This window comes from Marivivens marinus (genome assembly GCF_035969385.1).
GTDB lineage: Bacteria > Pseudomonadota > Alphaproteobacteria > Rhodobacterales > Rhodobacteraceae > SELP01.
Genome location: NZ_JAYKKJ010000002.1, coordinates 55,160 through 78,560 on the forward strand (window position 1 = coordinate 55,160; position 23,401 = coordinate 78,560).

Below are 23,401 nucleotides of genomic sequence, written 5' to 3' on the forward strand. Positions count from 1 at the left end.
GCGCAGGAGACATTGGTCGAAATCATCGACCCCTGGAACGCGGCGACGCTGACCACACCGGCAAGCGAACAGACAACGATCGTCCTTGCCCCGCTTGCCAACCCGCCGTTGCCGGTCCGAATTCTTGAAGACGCACCCAGACCCTCCATCATCATCGGCGAACCGGACCAACGCTCGCAACAAGCACCCGAAGCCGCTCAACCGGCCCCAAGCCCCGAACAGGTGGCAGCCCGATCCTTGACCACTCTCGAAGGTTGGCAGCGTTATTTGGATCGGTTTCCAGACCAAGCGACCGATCCAGACATACTTCTTGAAATGGATATCGCATTGTTGGCCCGCATGATCGCACTGTCCGGCAACGGAAACGCAGGTGGGGTCGCGCGCGCGTCGATCCGCAACACCCGGCCATTCGACCTAAACCGCAACCTACAGTCGCGGATTGAACGAGACCTTGGCGTCACGACCGAAACCGTCCGGCAGGTCCAGCGCTCGCTGAATACCGCCGGTTTCGATACCGGAACGCCGGATGGAGTCGCCGGGCCGAAAACCCGGGCCCAACTGCAAAGCTACCAAGTCTCGAACAACATGCCGATCACCGGAGTCATTTCGCCTTTTGTCCTGTCCTCTCTCGGCCTCGACCCGCAAAACGCGGACTATTCTGGCCTAGCCGCGAACGGCTTCCGGCCAGCCAGACCCTATGACCCCGACGCGCTTTCGGTCCTATATGACGATCCGCGCCTGATCCGGGCGGCCGGTGCCTTGGAAGCAAAGGGGCAGTGGAACTGGGGCTACTACGACGACAGACTATATATCACGATCAGCATGTCCTGGACTGGCGGCTTCATGACAATGTCAAACTTGGCGCAGGATGCTGGCGGCGAGTTGGTCAGCATCACCAGCCGTGCGGAGCGCAATTTCATTATCGACCTGATCGAAGACGACCCAAGCTTTTTCTCACCCCAGGGTGCAGGCCCCACAATTGGCCTTCTCCAGGCGCCAGGAAGTCGCGAACCGGATGGCGGTTGGGAATGGTTGTCCGGCGAACCTTTCAGCTACCAGAACTGGCGGCGGAACGAACCCAACAACCGATCGGGGCAGGGCAACCCGGAACGCTATGCGATTATCAGTTTTGACCGTGAACGCGAGAACGTTAGCGCGGCCGGTTGGAACGACACATCGGGAACCTCCCACTCTTTCATAATAGAAATCAACTGAAGATTGTGAGTCCGTGGTGGACAAGACAGGCTCCTTTGCCTTGTGATAGGCTCATAACGAGTCATGATTTGGACAGCTGCCCGTGCGTTACTTGAGATCAGGTCTTTTTGGTGCCGTCCTACTTTCCAGCGCGCTTCCCGCGATGGCGCAGGATTGGTCTGTCTTGGTGATCGGGAACCCGTCGCGCAGCGCCCCAACCGCCTTTGCAGATAGCTTTCATGCGTCAGAGGCGCTTCGGGCCGCCGGGCTTGGAAATGTTTCCCTGCGCCGTGAACTTGGCGCCGACGCGATGGCCGCGGCCACGTCGGAGATGGCCGGCTCTCCACGGGTCATGATCTATTTCGCGGGTCCGATCGCGGTGCAGTCCGCTGGACCGATCCTGATGGGGCAGGGCGGCGGTGACGCGCGGTCGGCGGTGGGCGGGCTACTGTCTGCCTATGCCGCCGCAGGAACGACAGAGGTCGTCCTGCTGATCGAGGATTGCGCAGGCAGCCCCGGCATGGCGGGCCGCATTCAGGCTCCCGAAATTCCCGCGGGCCTGTCGCTTTATATCGCGGCAAGCGCCGGGCCAGACGGAGCCTGTGAAACCGCGGATCGGCAACTTACGGATCGGATCATCAACGGGGTAGAACCAACCCTGCAAGAGCGGCTGGCTGGACTCTGGGTCGGGGCGGACAGCATCCCCCCGATTCCCATGGCCGCCGAGGCAACCGCGCCCGGTCCGATCGTGGCGCCGTCTGATGCGGTCACCGTCACCACGACCGAGGATGACACTTCTCTTGTCGTGACGGTCGATACCGGTCCGGTGATTGATGCGGATTCCCCGATCGTAAGCGTGATTGGGGACGATGTTGTTTCGCTCGCCCCGGTCGTCGAGCCGGTTGCATCCTCCGATGTCGTCAGCGCCGCAAGGCCAGCGGCGCAGGATTTGTCAGTTGTGGACGACAACACCGTGATCTTCGTTGCGCCGCCTGCTGCGCAGATCGCCGCCCTGCCCGTTGCCGCTGGTTTGCCGACCCCTTCGATTATCATCGGCATCATCGAAGGACAGGAGGCCAGCTTTGACGTTGTCGAAGACGACGTCGGGGATGTGAATTCCAACGAGATCACGTTTGACAACCTCGACGCGCGCAGGGCATTGCGCGATTCCGATCCGGACCTGTTCCAGACACTTGTGGACGGTGGTGCCTTCGACCCCCCGGACGTTGAGCTGGCCCGCGCTCTACAGACCGAACTAGCGCGGATGGGGTGCTACACCTCGACGATCGACGGGGTTTGGGGCAATGGCAGCCGCGCGTCGGTCGATCGCTATTTCGCCGAGATCGAAGGTCTGGAACCGGTGAACCGCGAACCGACCGTCGACCTGTTCCGTCAGGTCATCCTTCAAGACGAGATCGAATGCCCGGCGCCAGTTGCAGCCGCGCCTGCCCCGAGAACAACCACCACAACCAGAACACAAACGTCCCAGCCCGCGCCGCGCCCGGCGGCCCCAGCGCCCGCACCGGCACCCGCACCGGCCCCGTCTGGTGGCCTCAGCAACTCGAACCTTGGCGGGGTCTTCCGTTGACATGATCCGGAACCGGGGCGCAAAGCGATGAGTTTCGACGTCGATCCAAGCTTCAGGAACTCCGGCCAGCGGTCCCGCAAGCGGAAAACGCGGCGTAAGGCGCGCCGGGCCCTGTTGGCCCTCTCCGGCATTGCAGGGATCGCGATTTTGGGACTTCTGGGATGGGTGGGCGCAAAGGCTATCGGCAACCGCGACACATCTGCAGCGACGGTCACGGCCAACGAAGACGGATCGCTGCAAGTCGCGGATGATGGGTTCGCGATGGTCCAGACCGCCGGAAGCGCAGAGGCAGGTATTCTTGCCGCCCGCGCTGTGTTCATCGACATCGCCAAGGACCCGATGATCCTGCGATTTGACAGTTCGGGGCTGGAAGAAGGGTCGCGGCTGGAAGGGCCGACAGCCCTGCCCGCGGCGCGTGTCGGGTTCCCGCGTCCGGACAGATTGGCCCTGTTGCGGGACGATCTGGTGTTGCAGGAAACCCGGCTGGTAACAACGATCCCGTCTTCGCGCGAGGATCTGGCCTATTTCCAAGCCCAGCGCAGTCAGGGGATCGCAGCCCTCTCGGAAACCGGGCCACAATCCAGCGGCCCGCAGGTCGAAGCGGAAGCAGGTGACGTTGTTTCCGTCGACGGGGCGGACGGCAGTTGGGGCGAATTGATCGGTGGCTCCGATGGGGTGACCGAGGACGACACGGCCACCTACGTCGAAACCCAGATCGAGAACACCACCAGCGTCGCGTTTCTTCTTCGAGAGAGCGAGCGGCTTCCCCTTTACGAAGACAACATCGTGGTCAACCAGACGGCCCGCGACCTGACCGAGATCATCACGTCGGCCGGGATCGACGAAGCTGGTGCCGGCCTCGCCGCTTCGGCGGCGGCGCGACTGATCGGGATTGAAGGACAGGTGCCCGCCGGGGCCATCGTGGCAATGCGGGTCCGGCCCGATGTGCGCGGTCCGCAATTGGTGCAGATGTCCTATTACCTGGGCGAGGAATATGTGGGCACACTTGCGCAAGTCGGCGCGGGACGGTTCGACACCGGGGCTGACCCGTGGATCGACACCGATCTGCTAACCCTTTCCGACGACGTGCGACCCGCTGCAACCCAGCAACGCGATATCCGCCTGTTGGACGCGCTCTATTCCGCCGCGATTCGCAACGGACTTTCAACGACCCTGGTCGGTGAATTGGTGGTGATGATGAGCCAGCGGCACGATCTGGACCGCTTCGCGGCGGTCGGCGACCGGGTCACTATCCTTTATGCGACCGAGCCGGGCAGCGAGGGGGCCGGTGCCGGTCAGATTCTCTATGCCGGGGTGCGCGGCCCCTCGGGGACGATCGACTGCTATGTCGTGCCCGACCCGGTGACCGAAGGCTACGGGTGCTTCGCGCCCGGCGGCGGCGGTGCGGTCGGTGGGATTGGCGGCGGGCTGATCATCCCGGTCAGCGGCACCAAGACATCGGACTTCGGCCCACGGATGCACCCTGTGTTGCGCCAGCTGCGCAACCACAACGGTGTCGATTGGGCCGCGCCGACCGGCACGCCGATCCACGCCGCTGCTGACGGGGTCATCTCCTCCAAACGGGTCAGCGACAGCTATGGCAACGTCATCTACATTGACCATCCCGGTAGCAGGCAGACGCGATATGCCCATATGGACCGCTTCGCCGACGGGATCAGTCAGGGAAGCCAGGTTCGGGCGGGCGATCTGATCGGCTATGTCGGCACGACCGGGCGGTCCACCGGGCCGCACCTGCATTTTGAATTCTGGCTGAATGGCACCCCTGTCGACCCACTGACCGCCCCCGGAACCGGCGGGCGGCCCGGCGGCGGGTCGTCGTCGGACGCGGTCGAGGCGCTGGTCAACCAGATCATCGCAGTCGAAAGTGGCGGGCGTGCCGATGCCGCCAACCCCAATTCCACCGCCGTGGGGCTTGGCCAATTCATCGAAAGCACGTGGATCCGGATGATGAACAACTACCGTCCTGATCTTGCGCAATCCATGTCGCGGGCCGACCTTCTGGCCCTGCGGACCAACCCGGAACTGTCCCGCGAAATGGTCACCAACCTTGCCCGCGAGAACGAGGCCTACCTCCGGTCGCGCGGCCATACCATTACGCCGGGGCGGCTCTACCTGTCGCACTTCCTTGGTCCGGCGGGGGCGAACACGGCGCTGAACGCCCCGCCCGACGCGATGGTCGTCGATATCATGGGGGAAGGTGTGGTTCGGGCGAATGGCTTCTTGCGGGGGAAAACCATTGCCGACCTTTGGGCATGGGCCGACCGAAAGATGGGCAACGCGCCAACCGTCGCAATCGCCCGCGCACGCCCCGTCCCACCCGAAGTGCGGGCCTATATGGACCTGATCGAACCGATCATCGAAGAGGGCTAGATCGCTGCGTCGAAGGCCTCTTTGACGATCTTTTTGAACCCTTCTCGTATGACCATTTGCTTGATCGTGTTCGATGTCACAAGCACGGCAAGGCCACTTCCTGCCATCTTCACCCCTCGGGCAAAGTAGACGGTATAGATACCTTCCTTGATCAGGTCCTGGGCAAAAGACACCAGTTGCCCATAGGCCATCTGGCGAATGGCCGGGTCACGCATGGCGATGTCGGGGGTGGCATAGGCTTGCATTGCAACCTCGGCCAGAACACGGCCCTTCTTGCCGATGAAGGGCAGAAAGGACTGTGCCTTTTCCTTCCAGCTAACCGTTCCGTCCTGATTGAAATCATGGTCATCGTAGAAGGAAATGATGACTGCGGCCTTGTTATCCACGAACCCGACCGCACCGATGGCCTTGTCGTTCCGCCCTTTCACCAACATCCAATCCAACGCCATCCGCACCACCTCCAAATCGTATGACAAAATCTATTTGTAATTTGCTTTGGCCACCAGAAACAGCTTGTGCATCCAGGCCCAGACCGCGTCCCGGCCTTCCAGTTCCTGCTTCATCTTGACCTTGGTCTTGTCGATCTTGTGCAGGGCGTAGAGGCCAAGCACTCCGCCCGCCGCAAAGGTCGCGGCCTTGGTCTTGAATCCGGCGCCCACTTCCTCGATGTATCCGTCCTCGCCGGCCTCTTTCCATGGGCACCCGCCCATCGCGCCGTGGGTGCAGTGAAACGACCGCTCAAGGTAGAACACTTTGCCCGCCGCCTTGCGTCCGCAATTGCCAAAGATCTCGCGGCTTTCGGCGCTGTCCGCCCGAACTGCGTGAAAACAGTATTTCACATTGTCAGGGATGGTGTTCACGCGGTCGTCCACGATGGACCGATCCACCGCGTCGAATAGCAGCATCGCATGTACCGGAATCTTCGCCTCTTTCAGCTTGTAGGCCGCTTCGATCACGGCCGCCCCGCCCCGGCTGTATCCGGTCAGGAAAATCCGGGGCGGCTTCGGGAACAGCTTTGGCTTTTCCGCGTGCAGCTTGGAAAAGATCGTATAGGTGCCCTTGGCAAAGTCATAGGCGTGCCGGGCCTTGCCCACGGTTTCCAGTCCGTGGGTCGTGGGTCCACGATGGTAATCGTGGACCCGAAACCCGGGCGTGTTGCGGCAGAGTTTCTGAACAAAGCTGTCCTTGAAATCCTTCGCATAGGTATCGTCGCTGGACGGGCCAGTCCCGTCCACGCCGACGATGATATCGCTACTCATCCAGCTTCACCTCCTACTCGAAACCGTAGTCGAACGCCCCGTCCTTCACGCTGACCGTCACTTTCTTGATAGGCTCGCCGGATACCATGCGCCCAAGTACTTGCCGCGACAGGTCCGGCAGGATCGAATTGGTGATGATGTTGTCGATCATGCGGCCACCGCTGTCGGGGTCGCGGCACTGGTCGACGATATGGTCTGTCACGTCATCGCCATAGACCAGCTCTGCACCATGCGCGCCCTTCATCCGCTTCTGGACCGACTTCAGTTTCAGCTTGGTGATGCCGCCCAGAACCTCTTTGCCCAGCGGGAAATAGGGGATGGACACGATCCGGCCCAGCAGTGCGGGAGGGAAGACCTCTAGCTGCGCGGGCTTCATCGCGGCTTCCAGCACTTCGAGATCGGGGATGTCTTCACCGTTCTTCGACAGGTCCATGATCACATCCGTCGCCACGTTTGACGTCAGTAGGATCAGCGTGTTCTTGAAGTTGATCGGACGGCCGTTGCCATCTTCCATGATCCCCTTGTCAAAGACCTGGAAGAACAGCTCGTGCACGTCAGGGTGCGCTTTTTCCACCTCATCCAGCAGAACGACGGAATAGGGCTTGCGCCGGACCGCTTCGGTCAGGCGGCCGCCTTCGCCATAGCCCACATAGCCCGGAGGCGCCCCTTTCAGCAGCGAAACGGTATGCGCTTCCTGGAATTCGGACATGTTGATGGTGATGATATTCGTCTCGCCACCATAAAGCGCCTCTGCCAGGGCAAGGGCCGTTTCCGTCTTGCCGACGCCCGACGGGCCGCACAGCATGAAGACACCAATCGGCTTGTCGGGGTTGGACAGGCCCGCGCGGCTGGTTTCGATCCGCTTGGCGATCGCGGTCAGGCCGTGGTCCTGCCCGATCACCCGCTCCTTGAGGTGGTCGGCAAGGTTAAGGATGCTTTCCAATTCGTCCTGCATCATCCGGCCGGCGGGGATACCCGTCCAATCCGCAATAATGGTCGCAACAGATTGTGCATCGACATGGGCATAGACCATCCGGTCGTCAGGGCTGCCCTTCTCCAACTCGGCCATCGTGGCCTGCATGTCTTCGCGGGCCTTGGCCGGGTCCAGCTTTTCGGCCAATTCCTCCGCCGCTTCATCACTTGCGGCGTCTTCCTCTTCGGGCCGGGCATCGGGCACTTCGTCCACGTTGCCGCCTTCGGCGACCGCGATGGATTTGCGGAGTTCCAGAACCTTGTCGACCAGGGCCTTCTCGGCTTCGTACTTGGCCTCCAACTCGGCCAGCTGCGCCTCGGCCTCTGCCTTTTCAGCCTCGGCCTCGGGGATGCGGTCCTCGTTCGTTTCGCCCAGATCACGTTCGGCGATCTTGCCCGCGATCTCGGTCTCGATCGCCGCGATCTTCTGGCGCAGGTCTTCGATCCGGGCCGGGGTGGACGACTGGCTGACCGCCACCCGCGCACAGGCAGTATCCAAGAGCGACACCGCCTTGTCCGGCAATTGCCGCGCCGGAATATAGCGCGCGGACAGGGTCACGGCGGCCACGATCGCCTCGTCCGAGATTCGAACGTTGTGGTGTTCTTCCATCGGCGCAAGGATACCGCGCAGCATGTAGCAACACTTTTCGATATCCGGCTCGTCCACCTGCACCGGCTGGAACCGCCGGGTCAGCGCCGGGTCTTTTTCAAAGTATTTGGCGTATTCCGACCAGGTCGTCGCGGCGATCGTCCGCAGCGTCCCCCGCGCAAGCGCGGGCTTCAGCAGGTTGGCGGCATCGCCCGTCCCCTGCGCACCACCCGCACCGATCAGGGTATGCGCCTCGTCAATAAACAGGATGATTGGCGTTGGCGAGGATTGAACCTCGTCGATCACCGATTTCAGGCGCTGTTCAAACTCGCCCTTCATCGAGGCACCCGCCTGCATCGACTGAATGTCCAACTCGTAGAGCTTTGTGCCCTTCAGCTTGGGCGGCACCTCTCCCTTAGCCAGACGCTGCGCGAACCCTTCCACCACGGCGGTCTTGCCGACCCCGGCCTCGCCCGTCAGGATCGGGTTGTTCTGGCGACGCCGCAAAAGCACGTCGATGATCTGGCGGATCTCGTCATCGCGCCCCTTGATCGGGTCCATGCTTGCCGCGTTTGCGGTCATGTCCTTGGCAAACCGGCCCAGCGCGGTCGAGGCCCCGGCACGGGCATCCCCATCCGCGGCAGCCCCGCCGCCGGAGGACAGACCCGACCCGTCCATCGGCCGCATGTCGTCTTCTTCGCTGTCAGCCCAAAGGGTCCGCGCCTCTGCCGACAATTGATCGACTGAAATCTTGTCGAACTCCTTGGAACAGCGCAGCACCGCCCGCTTGAGGTTCTGATCGTTCAGAAGGGCGACGAGGACATGGCCGGTCCTGATCTGCGCCTCGCCAAACAGAAGGGTGGCGTAGGTCCATGCGTGGTTCAGCGCATCCGCCAGCGTTTCCGAAATGCCCGGCGTTTCCGTCACGTTCTTGTCGAGCGCGGCCATCGCCTGATCAATGTCCTTGAGCACCCGCCCACGGTCGAGCCCAAGGCCGTTCAGCGTGACGGAGATATCCGCATTCTGGTTGGACACCGCGTTGAACAGGAAATGGGGAATATCCACATATCGGTTCCGTTCGGTCCGCGCGTGACGCATCCCCTGGATAAAGGCGTCATAGCCGGCCCGGTTCATTTTGCCGGCATATTTCTCGATGCTGATATCAGTCATGTCCCTGTGTCCCCCTGAATTCGATTGCTGTTAATATCTTGTGCGTCATGCCGCCTGCGCCTTTTCCCCCGCGTCAGCATGGTGTTCGAGGTCCAGACGATAGTTTGTCCCCTGAACCAGCGCGTCGCTGCCCCCCGGCGGGGCAACGCATGCCATCCAACCCAGCTGCGCCGAGGTTCCAAGCTGGGCAGGCTCGACCTGTGACTGTGGCAGCCAGACGGCCACGTCCACCTCGAACGCAACACCCAGATACCCCAGCACGATCATTTCCAGATGGGCGTGATCCGGGCCGCCCGGCAGAAACCGGCGATAGGCGCCAAGTGTCCGGGTTCGGACATGCAGCCGGATCTTCTCGCCAATGGACTGAATGCGGCTGCCCAAATGGATGTCTTGCCCAAGCGTCGATCCCTGGGCTCCAAGCCGGGCCAGCCCGTCCGGTTCGAACTCCATCCAGCCGGGCACCATCTCTTCGACCCGAATGTCGGTATTAAGTAGCTTTTCAAGCATTTGCCGCAGCCGCGTCGGGCTCTTGACCCGACCGACGGACAGGCCGCTGTAGCCCAATCGCAGGGTATCGGGGAATAGTGCCTGTCCCCGGAACGCAGGCGTTCCAAGGCCCGCGAAAGACAAGAGGTATTTCTGGAACCTGTCATCATCGGGATGGTCGAATTGGGTGATGCTGCGGACATCGGCCCAGGCACGGTAGAACAGCTGCAGAAACCGGGTGGCGAAGATATCGGTAAACTCAACAAAGGCGCGGTCGCCCGTTTCTGTCCAGCGAAAGACCTCTTCGGTTGTATTCAGCGGCAGCGCGCCGAAGGGTCCAAAAAACCCAAGAAACCGGGGGCGGACCACGGGTGGGGATTTGGACACATCCACAGCGCTAAGGTCACTGTCCGGGAAGGCAAGGAACGGGTCCTGTCCCAGCCGGGCGATCTCTTCACGTGTGCGCCGGCTTCGTCCGATGCGTGGTTTGCCATCCGCTCCCCGTTCTAGCACCCGCAACAGAGACAAGTATCCATAAGCCGCGACATCGTCCGGGTTTTCTGCCGAAGCTGTCGCAGACGCCGGGGGCGGGCCTTCGGATCGTTCGGCTATCTGCTCTGCCGGGTGATCATCGGGCGACCCTTCGAACGGCGAGGCCGGGGCGATATCTTCCGCGATGTCGGGATCAGCGATCGTTTCGGGTTCTTCTTCGGGAACAGGAACCTCGTCTATGACCGGTTCTGGCGCGGTCGGGCCTTCGTCCTCCTCCAGGGTATCCAGATTGCCCCACGGGTCATCCTCGTCGTCGGTCGCCTCCGCGGCCTCTTCCTCGGTCAATTCGGCGGCAGTGACGAGGTCCTCCTCGACGGGCGGGTCGTCCGGTTCCTCAACGGCTGCGGGTTCTGCAAAGTCAGCGGCCTTCGGCGCCGACACGACTGGAAGCGGCATCATCACCGTCCGGTCATTATCCTCTTCGGGCGGAATGTCATCATCGCCGATCATAGGAGCGGACCCGTTCCCGACCGTGGCGGCCATGTCTTGATCACGCCCCGTTGAATCGAGGCAACAACGCATTGGGTAAAGGAGTTCACCGCCGCGTACTCGGCAAGAAACCTGTCGAGGATCGCGCCCATCAGGATCACGCCCGACCCTTCGAATTCGTCCTCGTCAAATGTCAGCTTGATCTCCAGCCCTCGGGCGGGGTGAAACCCGTCTTCGCGCCTGATCGTGCGGACAACGGGCCGCGTATCTACCGTCTTCAGACCTTCAATCTGGGCTTCGGTGATGCTGTCGGACAGGTTGGCGAACAGAGACAGAAGTTCGCGCATGGGGGCCGCGCCCGCGCCGCGCCTATCGTTCAGTATGCCGTGGAAACTGAGTGACAGGAAACTGATCAACCGCCAGTGACTGTCCCCATCGGCCGCGCGGTGGCCGCTGCGATGATCTACGTCCAGAAGCGATTCGCGAGGCGGAGTCGGTCCGGCCACACAAGACAGGGTCACCGTCTGATCCTCGCAAAGGTAGAATTCGTCTTTCGCCTGCGCGATGGGAAGATACTCGGTCAGGTGCCGGTTTGTGCACAGGGTCTTGATTTGTAACCGCTGGGCAGGTTCCGCCTCCGGTGGCTCATAAACGGAAATATAGGTTTCAGTCCCCCGATACCGATACCGCGATGCGCCGAACCTGCGCTCCTTCGCCGTCAAACGGCGGCCCTTCTGCCGCGAGGTATAGTAAAGGGTCTGCCGGGGGTCGCGCCCGTCTGGTGGCAGCCCATAGAGTGGATAGACCTTTTCCTTGTTCTGGTGCCCGGCGTAATGCGCCACCACATCGGTAATCTGATACACCTCGTAGTGGGTGACCGGGCTGCTGTCCGGCGTGACGACATATTCCGTAAACTTCTTGTCCAAACGAACAGAGTTGGAACTTTCGGCGAAGAGATTGACCGCGGGTACGCAGTAGAGTCCCAGGTGTTCCGCCTCGAGCCGGGCGGCAAGGTTCGGATTGGATGAGTCGAATTCGAGGATCAGCTGCATCTTTCCAGACTTGATCCGGCGTAGGGCCTGCTTCAGCCCTGTCAGCCGCAGGCCAAGGAACTTGCGTGGAAAGACAAAGGCATCCCGCAAGAGCGAGAAACCTTCGAACAGAACGCCATTATGCGGCAACAGCGGCCCCTGTTCGTCAAACCCGACCTGTTCGATTGCCTTGGGTGATAAGCGCAAGAAGACCGGATCGCCGTTCTTGTCTTCATACCGCAGCGAGGCGCGGGTCAGCCCAGCATGGACCTGTTCATAAAGCGGCACTGCTTCAGCCAATGGACCAATGAAATGGATCGGCAGGTCTTCGACATCCACTTCGGACAGGGGCTGGTCCGGCGCGGGCTTGCCCGAGGTGCCGATGCGTGACAGCTCTATCTCAAGCCCCGCTTTGGTGCCGGGGGCAACATCCTGGCCCAGCGCGCCGATGGTGCCTGCACCCTGATGATATTTCAGCCGGGTGATTGCCAGCGGCCACATCACCAGATTTCCCGCAAGACGGAACCGGCAAGATACACGCTTGTCCGCGTCGGTGAACCGCGCGTCCATGTATTCGCCTTCGGCGAAGCGCACCCCATTCACTATGTCGCTGTCGCCGAACGGCGGGTTGGCCTGAACCAGCATCGCGCTCGGCGTGGGACGCAAAGCATCGGGAAAAATCTGATCAAGGAGCTCGTGGGTGAAGGTCCGAAACTCTTCATCCATCTTCAACTGAACGCGGGCGGCAAGGAAGGCGGACCCCTCAAGAAGGCCAGCAATGGCCGGGTCCAGGTTTTCTTCCATCAGCCCGCCCAGCCGGTCGGCAAGGCCCGGATAGTCGGCGGCAAATTCGGTCGACCGTTCCTTCAGGATCGCGAGCTCGCGGTTATATGCGTCGCGGAATGCCTTTTTCACGATTGGACCCTCAGTGCCGACATATGCAGTTTGCCTGCCCCCAGATCGACTTCGGCATCAAAGTCGATCGGAACATCGACAGGGTCGCCCATCAATTCGGCGGTGACGCTGATCGAGAGACGATGCCGGTTTCCGCCGGCGCGCTCCGATACCTTTACATCAAGGCTTTCGGGGATGATCCGGGGTTCATGATCCAGCAAGGATTCGCGGATCGACTTGACGACCGAGCTGCTGTTGAGATCCTGCGCCGTCACATCCGACAGGTCGCGAAACCCGTAGTTCAGCACCGAATGCATGACATGCGGGGCGTCTTCCAGAGATACCGCGGAATCAAGCCGGATCGTGTTCATCAACGCGTTGAGATCGGCCTGAAGATGCCGCTTGAGCGAATCCTCGTCCATGCCTTCCCGGCGTTGCTTGCTGCGTTGGGTGATTTCCGTTTCACCATCTTCGGTGCGGGCACGGGCAACCCGGGCATCATGTTCGTAATGCGCCGAACGGAAGATATGCATCACTGACACCTTCGACCGTTCGCCGCGTTGCCAGCTGCGTTTGCCGCCTTGGTCCGAACTGCCACTTCTGGTTGCCATCTGGGTGTCGCCGCCCCGGTTCAGGAGAGAGTCTGGCCGACACCACTTTTCCGGTGTTCGAGCCTGGTCGCACCCGGTTCAAAGGGAAAAGGCAAAGGCCGGACAAACCCGCCGTCAAACTTGAATGGTATGGCAGGGCATCGCCAAGGGACGCCCCGCCAAAATCGTTGTCGCGGTCCGATCAGACGGCGACGTTCTTCTGGATATCCCAGCCGGCGGTGCTTTCCGGACCAGCCGATCCATCCATTTCCTGCTTGGTGTAGGTCACTTCGAACTTGGCGAAGTTGATCGAGATGGATTCGGAGATCCGGTCCAGCCCATCCTGCGACCCCTGCGTCTGGTAGGAGGTGATGATCAGATCGGTCAGGACCATCTTCCAGTAGACAACAGGCGCATCGCCACCGGCCTTCATCACGATCAGTTCGGCGGTCGGGATGTGCTTGCCGTTGCAGACATGCTTGATCAGGTCGTGGGTCGAGGCATCGACGAACTTGGTAACGTTCAGATCCTGAACAGAAACCTTGCCGCCGCCACCGCCCATACCTTCGTGGGTGGTGCCGGATTGGGTCGCGCCCCAGCTCCAGGCGTGGATCTGGATCCAGTCCTCGTATCCGTCGATGGGCGATTCACCTTTGATTTCATCACCCAGTTTGAGAACAATATTGTCGGCCATTCCTAATACTCCTTTCAAAACCGCCTCTAACAACTATGGCGGGAATTTTCGCTAGCTCAAATGGTTATTTGCCCTGCGGTAGTTTGGACACCAGGCTCATCCCGATATCCATGCCTTCAAGCTGGAAGTGCGGCTTGAGGAAGAACTTGCCCATGTAGTAGCCGGGGTTCAGCTCGTCCTCGATCACCTCGACCTTTGCGGCTGCAAGCGGCTTCTTGGCCTTCTCCAGCTCCGTTGCCGACTCCGGGTTGCCGGTAACATACTTGTTGATCCACGCCTGCAACTGCTTTTGCAGCTGCGACTTGTCCGGCGTTTCACCAATCTTGTCGCGCACCATGACCTTCAGGTAGTGGCTGAAGCGGGACACGGCGAACATGTAGGGAATGCGCGACGACATATTGTCGGATGCGGTCGCGGCATCATCCACGTACTTCTTCGGCCGGTACAGCGATTGCGCCCCGATAAAGGCCGCCTTGTCAGTGTGCTGCCGGTGGATCAGGCCGATCAGGCCCGCCTTGGACAGCTCCCCTTCGCGACGGTCAGTGATGGAAACCTCGGTCGGGCACTTGAGGTCCTTAGACCCGTCGCCGGTATCGAACACATGGGTCGGCAGGTTCTGAACTTCGCCGCCGGACTTCACACCGCGAATGCGGACAGTCCAACCATGTTCCTTGAACGCGCGGTTGATGTTCACGGCCATCGCATGGGCCGAGTTCATCCAGGCGTATTTCGCACCACCATGGCCGTCGGTTTCTTCGACGAAGTTGAACTCCTCGACCACCGAATTGGAGTTGGGGCCATAGGGTTCGCGGGCCAGAACACGCGGCAAGGTCAGCGCAAGGAAACGGGCGTTTTCGCTGTCGCGAAGGCTGTTCCACTGAGCATATTCCGGAGTCTCGAAGATCTCGGACAGGTCCGGCGGCGTCGCGATTTCGTTCCAGCTGTCCAGACCGATCAACTGCGGAGCAGCGGCGGAGATGAACGGACATAGCGCAGATTCCGCAATCTTGCTGATCGAGTTGAGCAGGTTCACGTCGGCACTGGAATGATCGAACTGGTAGTCGCCGATCAGGCAACCGAACGGCTTGCCGCCCAACGTCCCAAGGTTCTGTTCATAGACCATGTCATGCAGCGGTGACTTGTCCCACTTGGCCCCCGGATAGCGGCGCATCATCGCCTGCATTTCCGACTTCGAGGCGTTCAGAACCTTCACCCGCAGCGACGCATCCGTTTCGGAATTGTTCAGCGTATAGGCCAACCCGCGCCACGACGATTCGATCTTCTGGAATTCCTCATGGTGGAGGATTTCGTTCATCTGCGCGGTCAGCTTTTCATCAAGCTTGGCCAGCATCGCATCAATGGTGTCGATCACGTCGTCCGCTACGACGGACTGATCGCCCATCGCCTCGCGGACAAGCGCGACGACCGCGTTGTCGACTTCCTTGGCCGCGACTTCGGTGCGCGGCTTGATTGTCTGTTTCAGGATGTCAGAGAATTCAGAAAGTTCGTCGAGCGCTTCGCCTGCGGCTGCGCCTTCCTGTTGTGCTTCAGTTGCCATGTGTCAAATCCCTTCTTGCGAATACCGGTTTGGAACCTAGTCTTCGCCATCCCCATCATCTTCGTCCTTCACCCGTTCGGCCAGCGCGGCCATCAACTCGGGATCGGCAAGCAGTTTCTTGATATGCTCCTGCGCCTTCGGCTTTGCCGCCATGTAGCGCTGAAGGTTCGCAAGATGTTTGCGGGCCTCCAGAAGCTTGTTGAGCGCCGGAACCTGTTCGGCAATCTTGGCCGGTTCGAAATCATCCATCGAGTTGAACTGGAGGTTCACACCGATCTTGTCCTCGGAATTCGGGTCAAGCTTGTTCTGGGTCATGAACGTCACGCCCGGCTTGATTGATTCCATGTATTCGTCGAGCGTGTCCTTGGTCACGTCGGCAAAAGTGCGATCTTCGACCGCCGGTTTTTCGACACCGGGGTTGTTGCCCGAAAGATCCGACAGCACACCCATGACCATGGGCAGCTCGACCATCTTTTCGCTGTCATAGGGATCCTGATAGGAAATCTGGACCCGCGGAGGTCTGTTGCGCTTAATGAAGCCGGAACCAGTATCTGAAGCCATTTTTCTCTCCGAAATTTTCTTTGATTGAACGCCTTGTCAGGGGTGTGAGTCAACGGCTTTGCCGGGTCTACCCTTCCTGGCGGTTTGAACACCTATCCCTCTGGTCGCGGAATCAACTCGTCAACCAGGGCCTGGAAATCCTTGTCGAGATAGCTCCGCGCCCGCTGGAGCAAGATCGGAACCGGGCTGCTTTTCTCTCGACTGCGGAAGAAATCCTCGACCCCTCGCATGACTGTGGCCACATCGGCGCTGGATTGTATGTGCGGTGGATCACCAACTTCGGCATCGTCCACACCCGCTTCGGGAACCGGAAGGTTGTCGTCGCTCAGGGACTTCAGCCGATGTGCCGGAATTGCAAACCCGGTCTGCGGACCAAAGGCGACGATGGCCCGGCCACAGATTTCAGGCAATAGCGTTTCAAGCGCCGCAACAAGTGGCATACCAATCAACTGACGGGCCTGACGGACCAGCAACAGGGCCGCCGACGACGGCTCTTTCGTCTGGAAATAGGTTTCGCAGGCGACAAGGGCCTGCCGCGCTTCGGCATGGGATTTGACGGCAGTCGGCGGCAGGGCCGGCGCTGCCTGACCCGTCGGCGCTGTCGCCGGGGCCGCACCATCCGCGGCAACCTCTGCCGGCGCATCGGAACCGTTGTCCGCGTCCGCCATGTCGGCCTCGGCCCCGCGCAAATCGGGCCGGGCCGCGGTGATCGCTTCGCGCATCTCGGCAAGGACCGCCAGCGTCTGACTGAAATTCGGAGAGAATGGGGCGGATTCACTGACCTTGCAGGCGGATGAGATGCGGTTCAGCGCATCAGTCATCCGCATGAGCGCTGAATGGGCCGCATCGACCTTGGCCCGGTTGCCTGGCGACCCGAGCGTGTCGCGCAGCATCTGCGCGTTCAGGTCTTCTTCGCCCGTGTTCGGTGAAAATTTCCCATCCGCGACCTGCAACTTGCGCAGGGTTACATCGGTCGTGCCCGTCAATCCCATATAGCGCAGGGCCGTCACAATCGAAATCGGCTGGGCAAGTTCGGTCAGCGCATCGCGCCGTTCGCCCGGATCGCCCTCGATCGCCGGATGAACCACGTCTCCAAATGCCTTCAGAAGATCGGCGATGGTTTCGACGGCATCTGCCATCGGCTCGATCCGCCCGGCAAGGCATTCAAATTGTGCCAGCAGCGTCAGAAGCCGAATATCGCGACTGCGCTGAAGCAGGCCGTTGATCTGTTTCGCTTCGGTCTTGATGTCGATGGACTTGGGGTCAAAAATCCGGTCTTCGGTCCGGCGCCCCTTTTCAGTCTCCATACCCGGCGTGACATAGCGGTCGGGAATACGCCCCAACGCATCGAAATAATATTCGACGAATTCCTCATCGTCCGAAGTGTCAAGGTTGGGGCCGCACGGTTCGTCGTCCGAAACCGGCTCCAGCGCCCAATCAAAACTCATGTCTTCGCCCCCCATAGGCCATCCGTGCGTTTCCCGCTCCGGCTGCTTTGTGACCCATGGTTAAGCGGATTGATTGTCCGGTCAAGTCATTGATGCAAAAGGTAAGGAATGCCTCACCCCTGCATTCAGTCGTCCGCCTTGCCCGCCGCAGCGGCATAGGATTTGGCAAAGGCCGTCAGGAAAGCATCCAGCAGGCCGTTCTCTCCGGCCTCGGCCTTGGCATCCCAACGTTCGACATAGGTCTCCCAGAATTTGCCCTTGCTTGCCCCGCCAAGAATACCCGATCCGGCGCTGTCTTCGATCTCGTCAGGGGACAATCCGGACAAAAGCGAGGCCAAAGCGGGTTGCAAGGCGGCAAAGACCGCCGACTGGTGACGACGCACATCGCGCAGCGCATTGGAAAACCCGTCCGGGCCCTTCATGAACCCGTCCCGGTGCTTGAGAAACATGGTTTCAAGCGCCTGCTGGGAATCAGGAAGGAATTTCATAGGGTTGTTTCCCGTGGCGCTGCGCATGGTCCGTTCACCACCTTTGGTGAACTGCTTTACTGCGGCGCGATCCTTCAACATGGTCATGATTTCGTCAGAGGACCCGCGTACCACGGCACCAAGATCCCGGACAAGGCTTTCCACGTCCACACCCTGATAGTCGGCTGCGTTCAACCCCGCCCCTTCACAAAACGCCCGCAAGATTGCATCCCCACCGGCGACCGGGGCTGGGGCCGGGGCCTGCGGCTGCTGGAAGGGCGACGGCTGGAAGCCGTGCGGCGGAACCGAAGCGGCCTCGGGATTGGGCATCGGCACAGACGGCACGAAATCCTGCGCGACATCGTCAAGGTGATGCGGGTTGGATCGCTGCGGCAACGGATTGATCGGCTCTGCCGGTCCGCCGAAATCCCAGGGGTCATTATCGTCCACAGCAGGTGCCGATGCGGGTGCAGGCGCCTGCATCCCCGGCGGGGTCTGCAGCATCGACGGCGACTGGGTCGGCGTGGTCGGCTGCTGAACCGGAGCAGCGGTGCGGACATCGGCGGCGATCACGTAGTGACCCACGGTGAATCGGTCGCCGGTCTTGATCTGGTGTTCACCCTGAATCCGGTGGCTGCTGCCCTGAACGAAGGTCCCGTTCGTGGACGTATCAGTAAGAAAATAGGCGCCACCCCGAAACGCCACGGTGAAATGGCGGCTGGAAATGTGCCGTCCCGGATCTGGAAGAACCCAGTCCATCCCTTTGCCGCGTCCGATATCAGCGCCCTTGCGATCCAGAACGATGCTGGTCGGGCCTCCATGGTCGAGGACGTCGAAATTCTCGATTCGCAGGGTCAGGGTCATTGCGGCATTTCAATAGTTTTGTTGCAGAACCCTGACTTAGTAGGCCCTGAACAATGATTCCGCCAGAGTAAGAAGTTTCGCAAGGTGATGCGGGCGGTTGGCAAGGTTGCACTGCGCCAGTGCCGACAGCACAGCGGAATTGACCGCGCGGGGGGTCCGCTGCGCCGGAACTGGCGTCGGATCATTCGGCGCAATCTGGGGTCCGGCCCATCCTGCCGCAAGCCCAAGGACCACTGCGGCCGTGCGTTTCTCCGCGAACAGGGCGGTGCGCATAATATCGTAACGGACGTCCGTATCGCCATTGGTCGACCAGCGCGCGATCTTTTCAAGAAGCTCTCGGTCGTGGCTGCTGAAATCGGCGCGCAGGTTTCGCAAGCATTCATAGCCCCACCAGACGGACATTTTCGGGCGGGCAGCAAAAGCGGTGAAGGTAATCGCTTCTTCCGGTGTCTGCGATTCGTAGAGGCGGTGAAGAAAGTCCATCCCGTCCTCGTCATCGCGCGGACGCAACTGGGTCATTTCCCGCAACTGAGGGAAATTGGCATAGAGCTCGGATGGCGACGCATAGCGCAGCGCCGTCACGGGCGGACGTGTCTTTTCGCTGTCGTCGATGGTCGTGTCCCCTTCCATACCTTACAATCCCCGGCGATTGCCGCCCGGTCAACGAATTTTGCGCATCGCCGCGAAAATGACGAAGGGCGGACCGGCAAAACCGATCCGCCCCGCGCCAAACTAGTCTGAATCGACCCTAGTTCAGGTCGAAACGGTCTGCATTCATGACCTTGATCCAGGTGGCCACGAAATCAGCCACGAACTTCTCGGCGTTGTCATCCTGGGCGTAAACCTCGGCATAGGCCCGCAGGATCGAGTTGGACCCGAACACAAGATCAACGCGCGACGCCGTGAACTTCACCGCATCGGTTTTCCGGTCACGGATTTCATAGACCCCGTTTTCGACGGGAACCCAACGATAGTTCATGTCGGTTAGGTTCACGAAGAAATCGTTGGTCAACACGCCGGCCCGGTCGGTAAAGACCCCATACTTGGAACCACCGTGGTTGGTTCCCATGGCGCGCATCCCGCCGATCAGAACGGTCATTTCCGATGCCGTCAGACCCAAGAGCTGCGCCCGGTCGAGCAACAGTTCTTCCGCCGTCACAGCATAGTCAGCCTTGAGCCAATTGCGGAACCCGTCCGCCTTCGGCTCCAGCACCTCGAAAGCCGCTGCATCGGTCATGTCTTCGCTCGCGTCACCCCGGCCCGGTGCAAAGGGCACCGTCACATCGAACCCGGCTGCTTTCGCGGCCTGCTCGACGCCCACGTTCCCAGCCAGAACGATCACGTCCGCGACAGAGGCACCGGTTTCCGCAGCAATCGGTTCCAGAACCGAAAGGACACGGGAAAGGCGGTCAGGTTCGTTGCCTTCCCAATCCTTCTGCGGGGCAAGCCGGATCCGGGCGCCATTGGCCCCACCGCGCAGGTCGGACTGGCGGAAAGTGCGGGCGCTGTCCCATGCGGTCGACACCATATCGGCGACCGACAGGCCAGAGGCGGCGATCTTCGCCTTGACGGCATCGACGTCATAGCCGGTGGACCCCGCCGGGATCGGATCCTGCCAGATCAGGTCTTCCTGCGGCGCGTCCGGCCCGATGTAACGGGTTTTCGGGCCAAGGTCGCGGTGGGTCAGCTTGAACCAGGCGCGGGCAAAAGTATCGGCAAAATAGGCCGGATCAGCGAGGAACTTTTCGCAGATCGCGCGGTAGGTCGGGTCCATTTTCATCGCCATGTCAGCGTCGGTCATGACCAGCATCGCCTTCTTCGACGGGTCCGACGGGTCGGCGGGCAGATGCTCTTCCTTGATGTTGACCGGCTTCCACTGGTTGGCTCCGGCGGGCGATTTTGTCAGTTCCCAGTCATAGCCGAACAGCAGTTCCAGATAGCCCATGTCCCATTTGGTCGGGTTGGTGGTCCATGCCCCTTCGATGCCCGAGGTTACCGCGTTCGATGCCTTGCCACCCATGTTCGGGTTGATCCAGCCAAAGCCCTGGTTCTCGATCTCGGCGCCTTCCGGCTCGGCGCCCAGCGCCCCGGCATCGCCATTGCCGTGCGCCTTGCCGACGGTGTGGCCACCGCAGGTCAGGGCCGCGGTTTCTTCGTCGTTCATCGCCATGCGGGCAAAGGTTTCGCGCACCTGTGCGGCGGTCTTCAGCGGATCGGGCTTTCCGTTCACGCCCTCGGGGTTCACATAGATCAGGCCCATGTGGACCGCGGCCAGCGGGTTTTCCAGCGTCGACGGATCGTCAAGGTTGTCGTAGCGGTTTTCGCTCGGGGCAAGCCATTCGCGTTCCGCACCCCAATAGGTATCTTTTTCCGGGTGCCAGATATCTTCGCGACCGAAGGAGAACCCAAAGGTTTTCAGGCCCATCGATTCATAGGCCATCGTTCCCGCCAGCAGGATCAGGTCGGCCCAGCTGATCTTGTTCCCGTATTTCTTCTTCAGCGGCCAAAGCAGGCGGCGCGCCTTGTCCAGGTTGCCGTTGTCCGGCCAGCTGTTGAGGGGTGCGAAACGGATGTTCCCGGCACCACCGCCGCCCCGCCCGTCGGCAAGGCGGTAAGACCCCGCCGAATGCCACGCGAGACGGATCATCAGGCCGCCGTAGTGGCCCCAATCCGCCGGCCACCAATCCTGGCTGTCAGTTAGCAGCGCAACCATGTCTTTCTTGAGCGCTTCAACGTCGAGCGATTTGACCGCATCGCGATAGTTGAACCCTGCTCCCATCGGGTTGGTCTTGCTGTCGTGCTGGTGAAGGATGTCCAGGTTCAGGGTCTTGGGCCACCAATCGGTGACGCTCGCCTCGCCAGTCGTGATCGCGCCGTGCATCACCGGGCACTTGCCGGCATTATTTCCGTCCATGATATCCTCCGATCATTGTAATTTGAGTGGTTGATAGGACCACAGCGCGGGATGAATCCGCGCCAGCCATTTCATTTGTGGTGCAATGGCTATCAACACAAGTCGATATGATTAAGTTGCATTTTTCAATTGGTGCAATAATTTTTCCCTATGGCAAACATCACGCTTCGACAGCTACGCTATTTCGAATCCGTCGCCCGGCATGGGCATTTCGGGCACGCAGCCTCGGCTGTATCTGTCTCGCAACCCGCCTTGTCCGTTCAGATACGAGAGCTTGAGACCGAGCTTGGAAGCCCCCTATTCGAACGTCAGCCGCGCAAGGTATCCCTGACCCCTTTGGGGGAAGAGTTTCTGGGGCGTGTCCGGGACATCCTTCGGTCGGTGGATGAACTGAGCGATTTGGCCCGTGCGGCGCGGGGTGGCGTGGCCGGGCGGCTGAACATCGGCATCATCCCGACGATCGCCCCCTACATGCTGCCGACGCTTATCGGGAACCTGGGCCGCAGCTACCCCGGCCTTGACCTGCACATTCGCGAAACGCTGACTCCGCGACTTGTGCGTGAACTGGAGGACGGAGCTTTGGACGCGGCTATTCTTGCGCTTCCGGTCAACGAACCCAGCTTCAAGGAGGTGCCGCTGTTCGACGAAAGCTTTGTGCTGGTCCGACCAGAAGCGGAGGCCGACCAACCAGTACCCGACGGCGAGACCCTGCGCCGGATGCGGCTTTTGCTGCTGGAAGAAGGGCATTGCTTCCGCGACCAGGCGCTGGCCTTTTGCAATGTTCAATCTTCCCTGCCCCGCGACGGTTTGGATGGCAGTTCGCTGTCGACACTCGTTCAGATGGTGGGCGCCGGGATCGGCGTCACCTTGATCCCGGAAATGGCCGTTCCGGTTGAAACCCGGTCAGCCGCTGTTTCGGTCGCGCAGTTCAACACCCCGCGCCCCCGCCGGACCGTCGGGATGATCTGGCGGCGGTCGAATCCGATGGGTCCGCAACTGCACGATATCGCAGCCTTGGTCCGCACCTCTGCCGAGGACATGCGGACCGCCGCCCATTCCACCAAGGTGAGTTGAGTTCAACCGGGATAGCCCGTATCACCGACCCAACCGCAGACCGGCCAAAGGACGAGGCATGGCGAACCACCTTTATCAGAACGATCTGCCCGACGGGCTCGACCTTGGCCCGGTCGTCGCCATTGATTGCGAAACCATGGGGCTGAACCCGCACCGGGACCGGCTGTGCCTGATCCAGATGTCGGGCGGCGACGGCAACTGCCACCTCGTTCAGGTCTCCATCCGGCAGACCGAGGCACCCAATCTTGTCCGGATGCTGGAAGACCCCAATGTGCTGAAGCTGTTCCATTTCGGACGCTTCGACATCGCCGCGCTCTACAACACATTCGGGGCCACGACCGCGCCGGTCTACTGCACCAAGATTGCGTCGAAGATGGTGCGCACTTTCACCGACAGGCACGGGCTGAAATATCTACTTCAGGATCTGGTCGGGATCGACATTTCAAAACAGCAACAACAAAGCGACTGGGGCGCCGCGACGCTGACCGATGCGCAGCTGGAATATGCGGCCTCGGACGTTCTGTATTTGCACCGGCTCAAGGCTGAATTGGACAAACGCCTCGCCCGTGAAAATCGGACCGACCTGGCGCAGGCCTGTTTCGACTTCCTGCCGACCCGCGCCAAGCTGGATATCACCGGCTGGCCCGAAATCGACATCTTTGCGCATTAGGTGCCC

At 60.8% G+C, this 23,401-nt stretch carries 18 protein-coding genes; 5 read left to right on the top strand and 13 right to left on the bottom strand.

Features of this window, described 5'->3' with window-relative positions; translation table 11 throughout:
• Positions 1 to 12 precede the first annotated feature (12 nt).
• The 3 genes from U3648_RS02910 to U3648_RS02920 all read left to right on the top strand — a co-directional run bounded on the left by U3648_RS02910 (position 13) and on the right by U3648_RS02920 (position 5,173).
• Positions 13 to 1,215, top strand: a complete 1,203-nt coding sequence (locus U3648_RS02910) for a peptidoglycan-binding protein (protein WP_420857748.1) — start codon at positions 13 to 15, stop codon at positions 1,213 to 1,215.
• A 142-nt stretch (positions 1,216 to 1,357) separates the two neighbouring features.
• Positions 1,358 to 2,782, top strand: a complete 1,425-nt coding sequence (locus tag U3648_RS02915; protein ID WP_420857749.1) for a peptidoglycan-binding domain-containing protein — start codon at positions 1,358 to 1,360, stop codon at positions 2,780 to 2,782.
• Positions 2,783 to 2,809: 27 nt separating this feature from the next.
• A complete protein-coding gene (locus tag U3648_RS02920; RefSeq protein ID WP_420857750.1) occupies positions 2,810 to 5,173 on the top strand; it encodes a peptidoglycan DD-metalloendopeptidase family protein in 2,364 nt (787 codons plus the stop codon).
• On the opposite strand, the gene U3648_RS02925 is transcribed toward U3648_RS02920, so the two are convergent.
• From U3648_RS02925 to katG, 13 genes are all read right to left on the bottom strand, one after another.
• Entirely contained in the window at positions 5,170 to 5,622 is a 453-nt protein-coding gene (locus tag U3648_RS02925; protein WP_420857751.1) for a hypothetical protein, read from the bottom strand. The two genes, U3648_RS02920 and U3648_RS02925, sit on opposite strands and share 4 nt — an antisense overlap.
• Positions 5,623 to 5,652: 30 nt before the next feature.
• Complete coding sequence (locus U3648_RS02930) at positions 5,653 to 6,432, bottom strand: hypothetical protein (RefSeq protein WP_420857752.1); 780 nt, start codon at positions 6,430 to 6,432, stop codon at positions 5,653 to 5,655.
• Between the two features lie 13 nt (positions 6,433 to 6,445).
• Positions 6,446 to 9,163, bottom strand: a complete 2,718-nt coding sequence (gene tssH, locus U3648_RS02935; protein WP_420857753.1) for a type VI secretion system ATPase TssH — start codon at positions 9,161 to 9,163, stop codon at positions 6,446 to 6,448.
• Positions 9,164 to 9,208: 45 nt separating this feature from the next.
• Entirely contained in the window at positions 9,209 to 10,651 is a 1,443-nt protein-coding gene (tssG, locus tag U3648_RS02940; RefSeq protein ID WP_420857754.1) for a type VI secretion system baseplate subunit TssG, read from the bottom strand.
• Positions 10,648 to 12,576 (bottom strand): type VI secretion system baseplate subunit TssF, encoded by a 1,929-nt coding sequence (tssF, locus tag U3648_RS02945; protein ID WP_420857755.1) that lies wholly within the window; start codon positions 12,574 to 12,576, stop codon positions 10,648 to 10,650. The genes tssG and tssF overlap by 4 nt, the downstream gene beginning before the upstream one ends.
• Positions 12,573 to 13,088: a type VI secretion system baseplate subunit TssE gene (gene tssE / locus U3648_RS02950; RefSeq protein ID WP_420857756.1), complete on the bottom strand. Its 516-nt coding sequence runs from the start codon at positions 13,086 to 13,088 to the stop codon at positions 12,573 to 12,575. Before tssE ends, tssF begins: the two co-directional genes overlap by 4 nt.
• A gap of 259 nt (positions 13,089 to 13,347) precedes the next feature.
• Positions 13,348 to 13,839: an Hcp family type VI secretion system effector gene (locus U3648_RS02955; RefSeq protein WP_129682314.1), complete on the bottom strand. Its 492-nt coding sequence runs from the start codon at positions 13,837 to 13,839 to the stop codon at positions 13,348 to 13,350.
• Positions 13,840 to 13,903: 64 nt separating this feature from the next.
• The gene (gene tssC / locus U3648_RS02960) at positions 13,904 to 15,397 is read right to left on the bottom strand and encodes a type VI secretion system contractile sheath large subunit (RefSeq protein ID WP_420857757.1); all 1,494 of its coding nucleotides are present in this window, start codon (positions 15,395 to 15,397) and stop codon (positions 13,904 to 13,906) included.
• A 36-nt stretch (positions 15,398 to 15,433) separates the two neighbouring features.
• Positions 15,434 to 15,958: a type VI secretion system contractile sheath small subunit gene (gene tssB / locus U3648_RS02965; RefSeq protein WP_420857758.1), complete on the bottom strand. Its 525-nt coding sequence runs from the start codon at positions 15,956 to 15,958 to the stop codon at positions 15,434 to 15,436.
• Between the two features lie 92 nt (positions 15,959 to 16,050).
• Positions 16,051 to 17,406 carry a type VI secretion system protein TssA gene (locus U3648_RS02970; protein ID WP_420857759.1) on the bottom strand — a complete coding sequence of 452 codons (1,356 nt, stop codon included), beginning with the start codon at positions 17,404 to 17,406 and terminating at the stop codon, positions 16,051 to 16,053.
• A 125-nt stretch (positions 17,407 to 17,531) separates the two neighbouring features.
• Complete coding sequence (tagH, locus tag U3648_RS02975; RefSeq protein ID WP_420857760.1) at positions 17,532 to 18,737, bottom strand: type VI secretion system-associated FHA domain protein TagH; 1,206 nt, start codon at positions 18,735 to 18,737, stop codon at positions 17,532 to 17,534.
• A 36-nt stretch (positions 18,738 to 18,773) separates the two neighbouring features.
• Positions 18,774 to 19,367, bottom strand: coding sequence for a DUF6931 family protein (locus tag U3648_RS02980; RefSeq protein WP_420857761.1), 594 nt, complete (start codon positions 19,365 to 19,367; stop codon positions 18,774 to 18,776).
• Between the two features lie 118 nt (positions 19,368 to 19,485).
• Positions 19,486 to 21,651, bottom strand: coding sequence for a catalase/peroxidase HPI (gene katG / locus U3648_RS02985; protein WP_420857762.1), 2,166 nt, complete (start codon positions 21,649 to 21,651; stop codon positions 19,486 to 19,488).
• A 150-nt stretch (positions 21,652 to 21,801) separates the two neighbouring features.
• Here katG and U3648_RS02990 point away from each other — a divergent pair, with 150 nt between their 5' ends.
• A complete protein-coding gene (locus tag U3648_RS02990; RefSeq protein ID WP_420857763.1) occupies positions 21,802 to 22,725 on the top strand; it encodes a hydrogen peroxide-inducible genes activator in 924 nt (307 codons plus the stop codon).
• A gap of 58 nt (positions 22,726 to 22,783) precedes the next feature.
• Complete coding sequence (locus U3648_RS02995; protein WP_420857764.1) at positions 22,784 to 23,395, top strand: ribonuclease D; 612 nt, start codon at positions 22,784 to 22,786, stop codon at positions 23,393 to 23,395.
• Positions 23,396 to 23,401 lie beyond the last annotated feature (6 nt).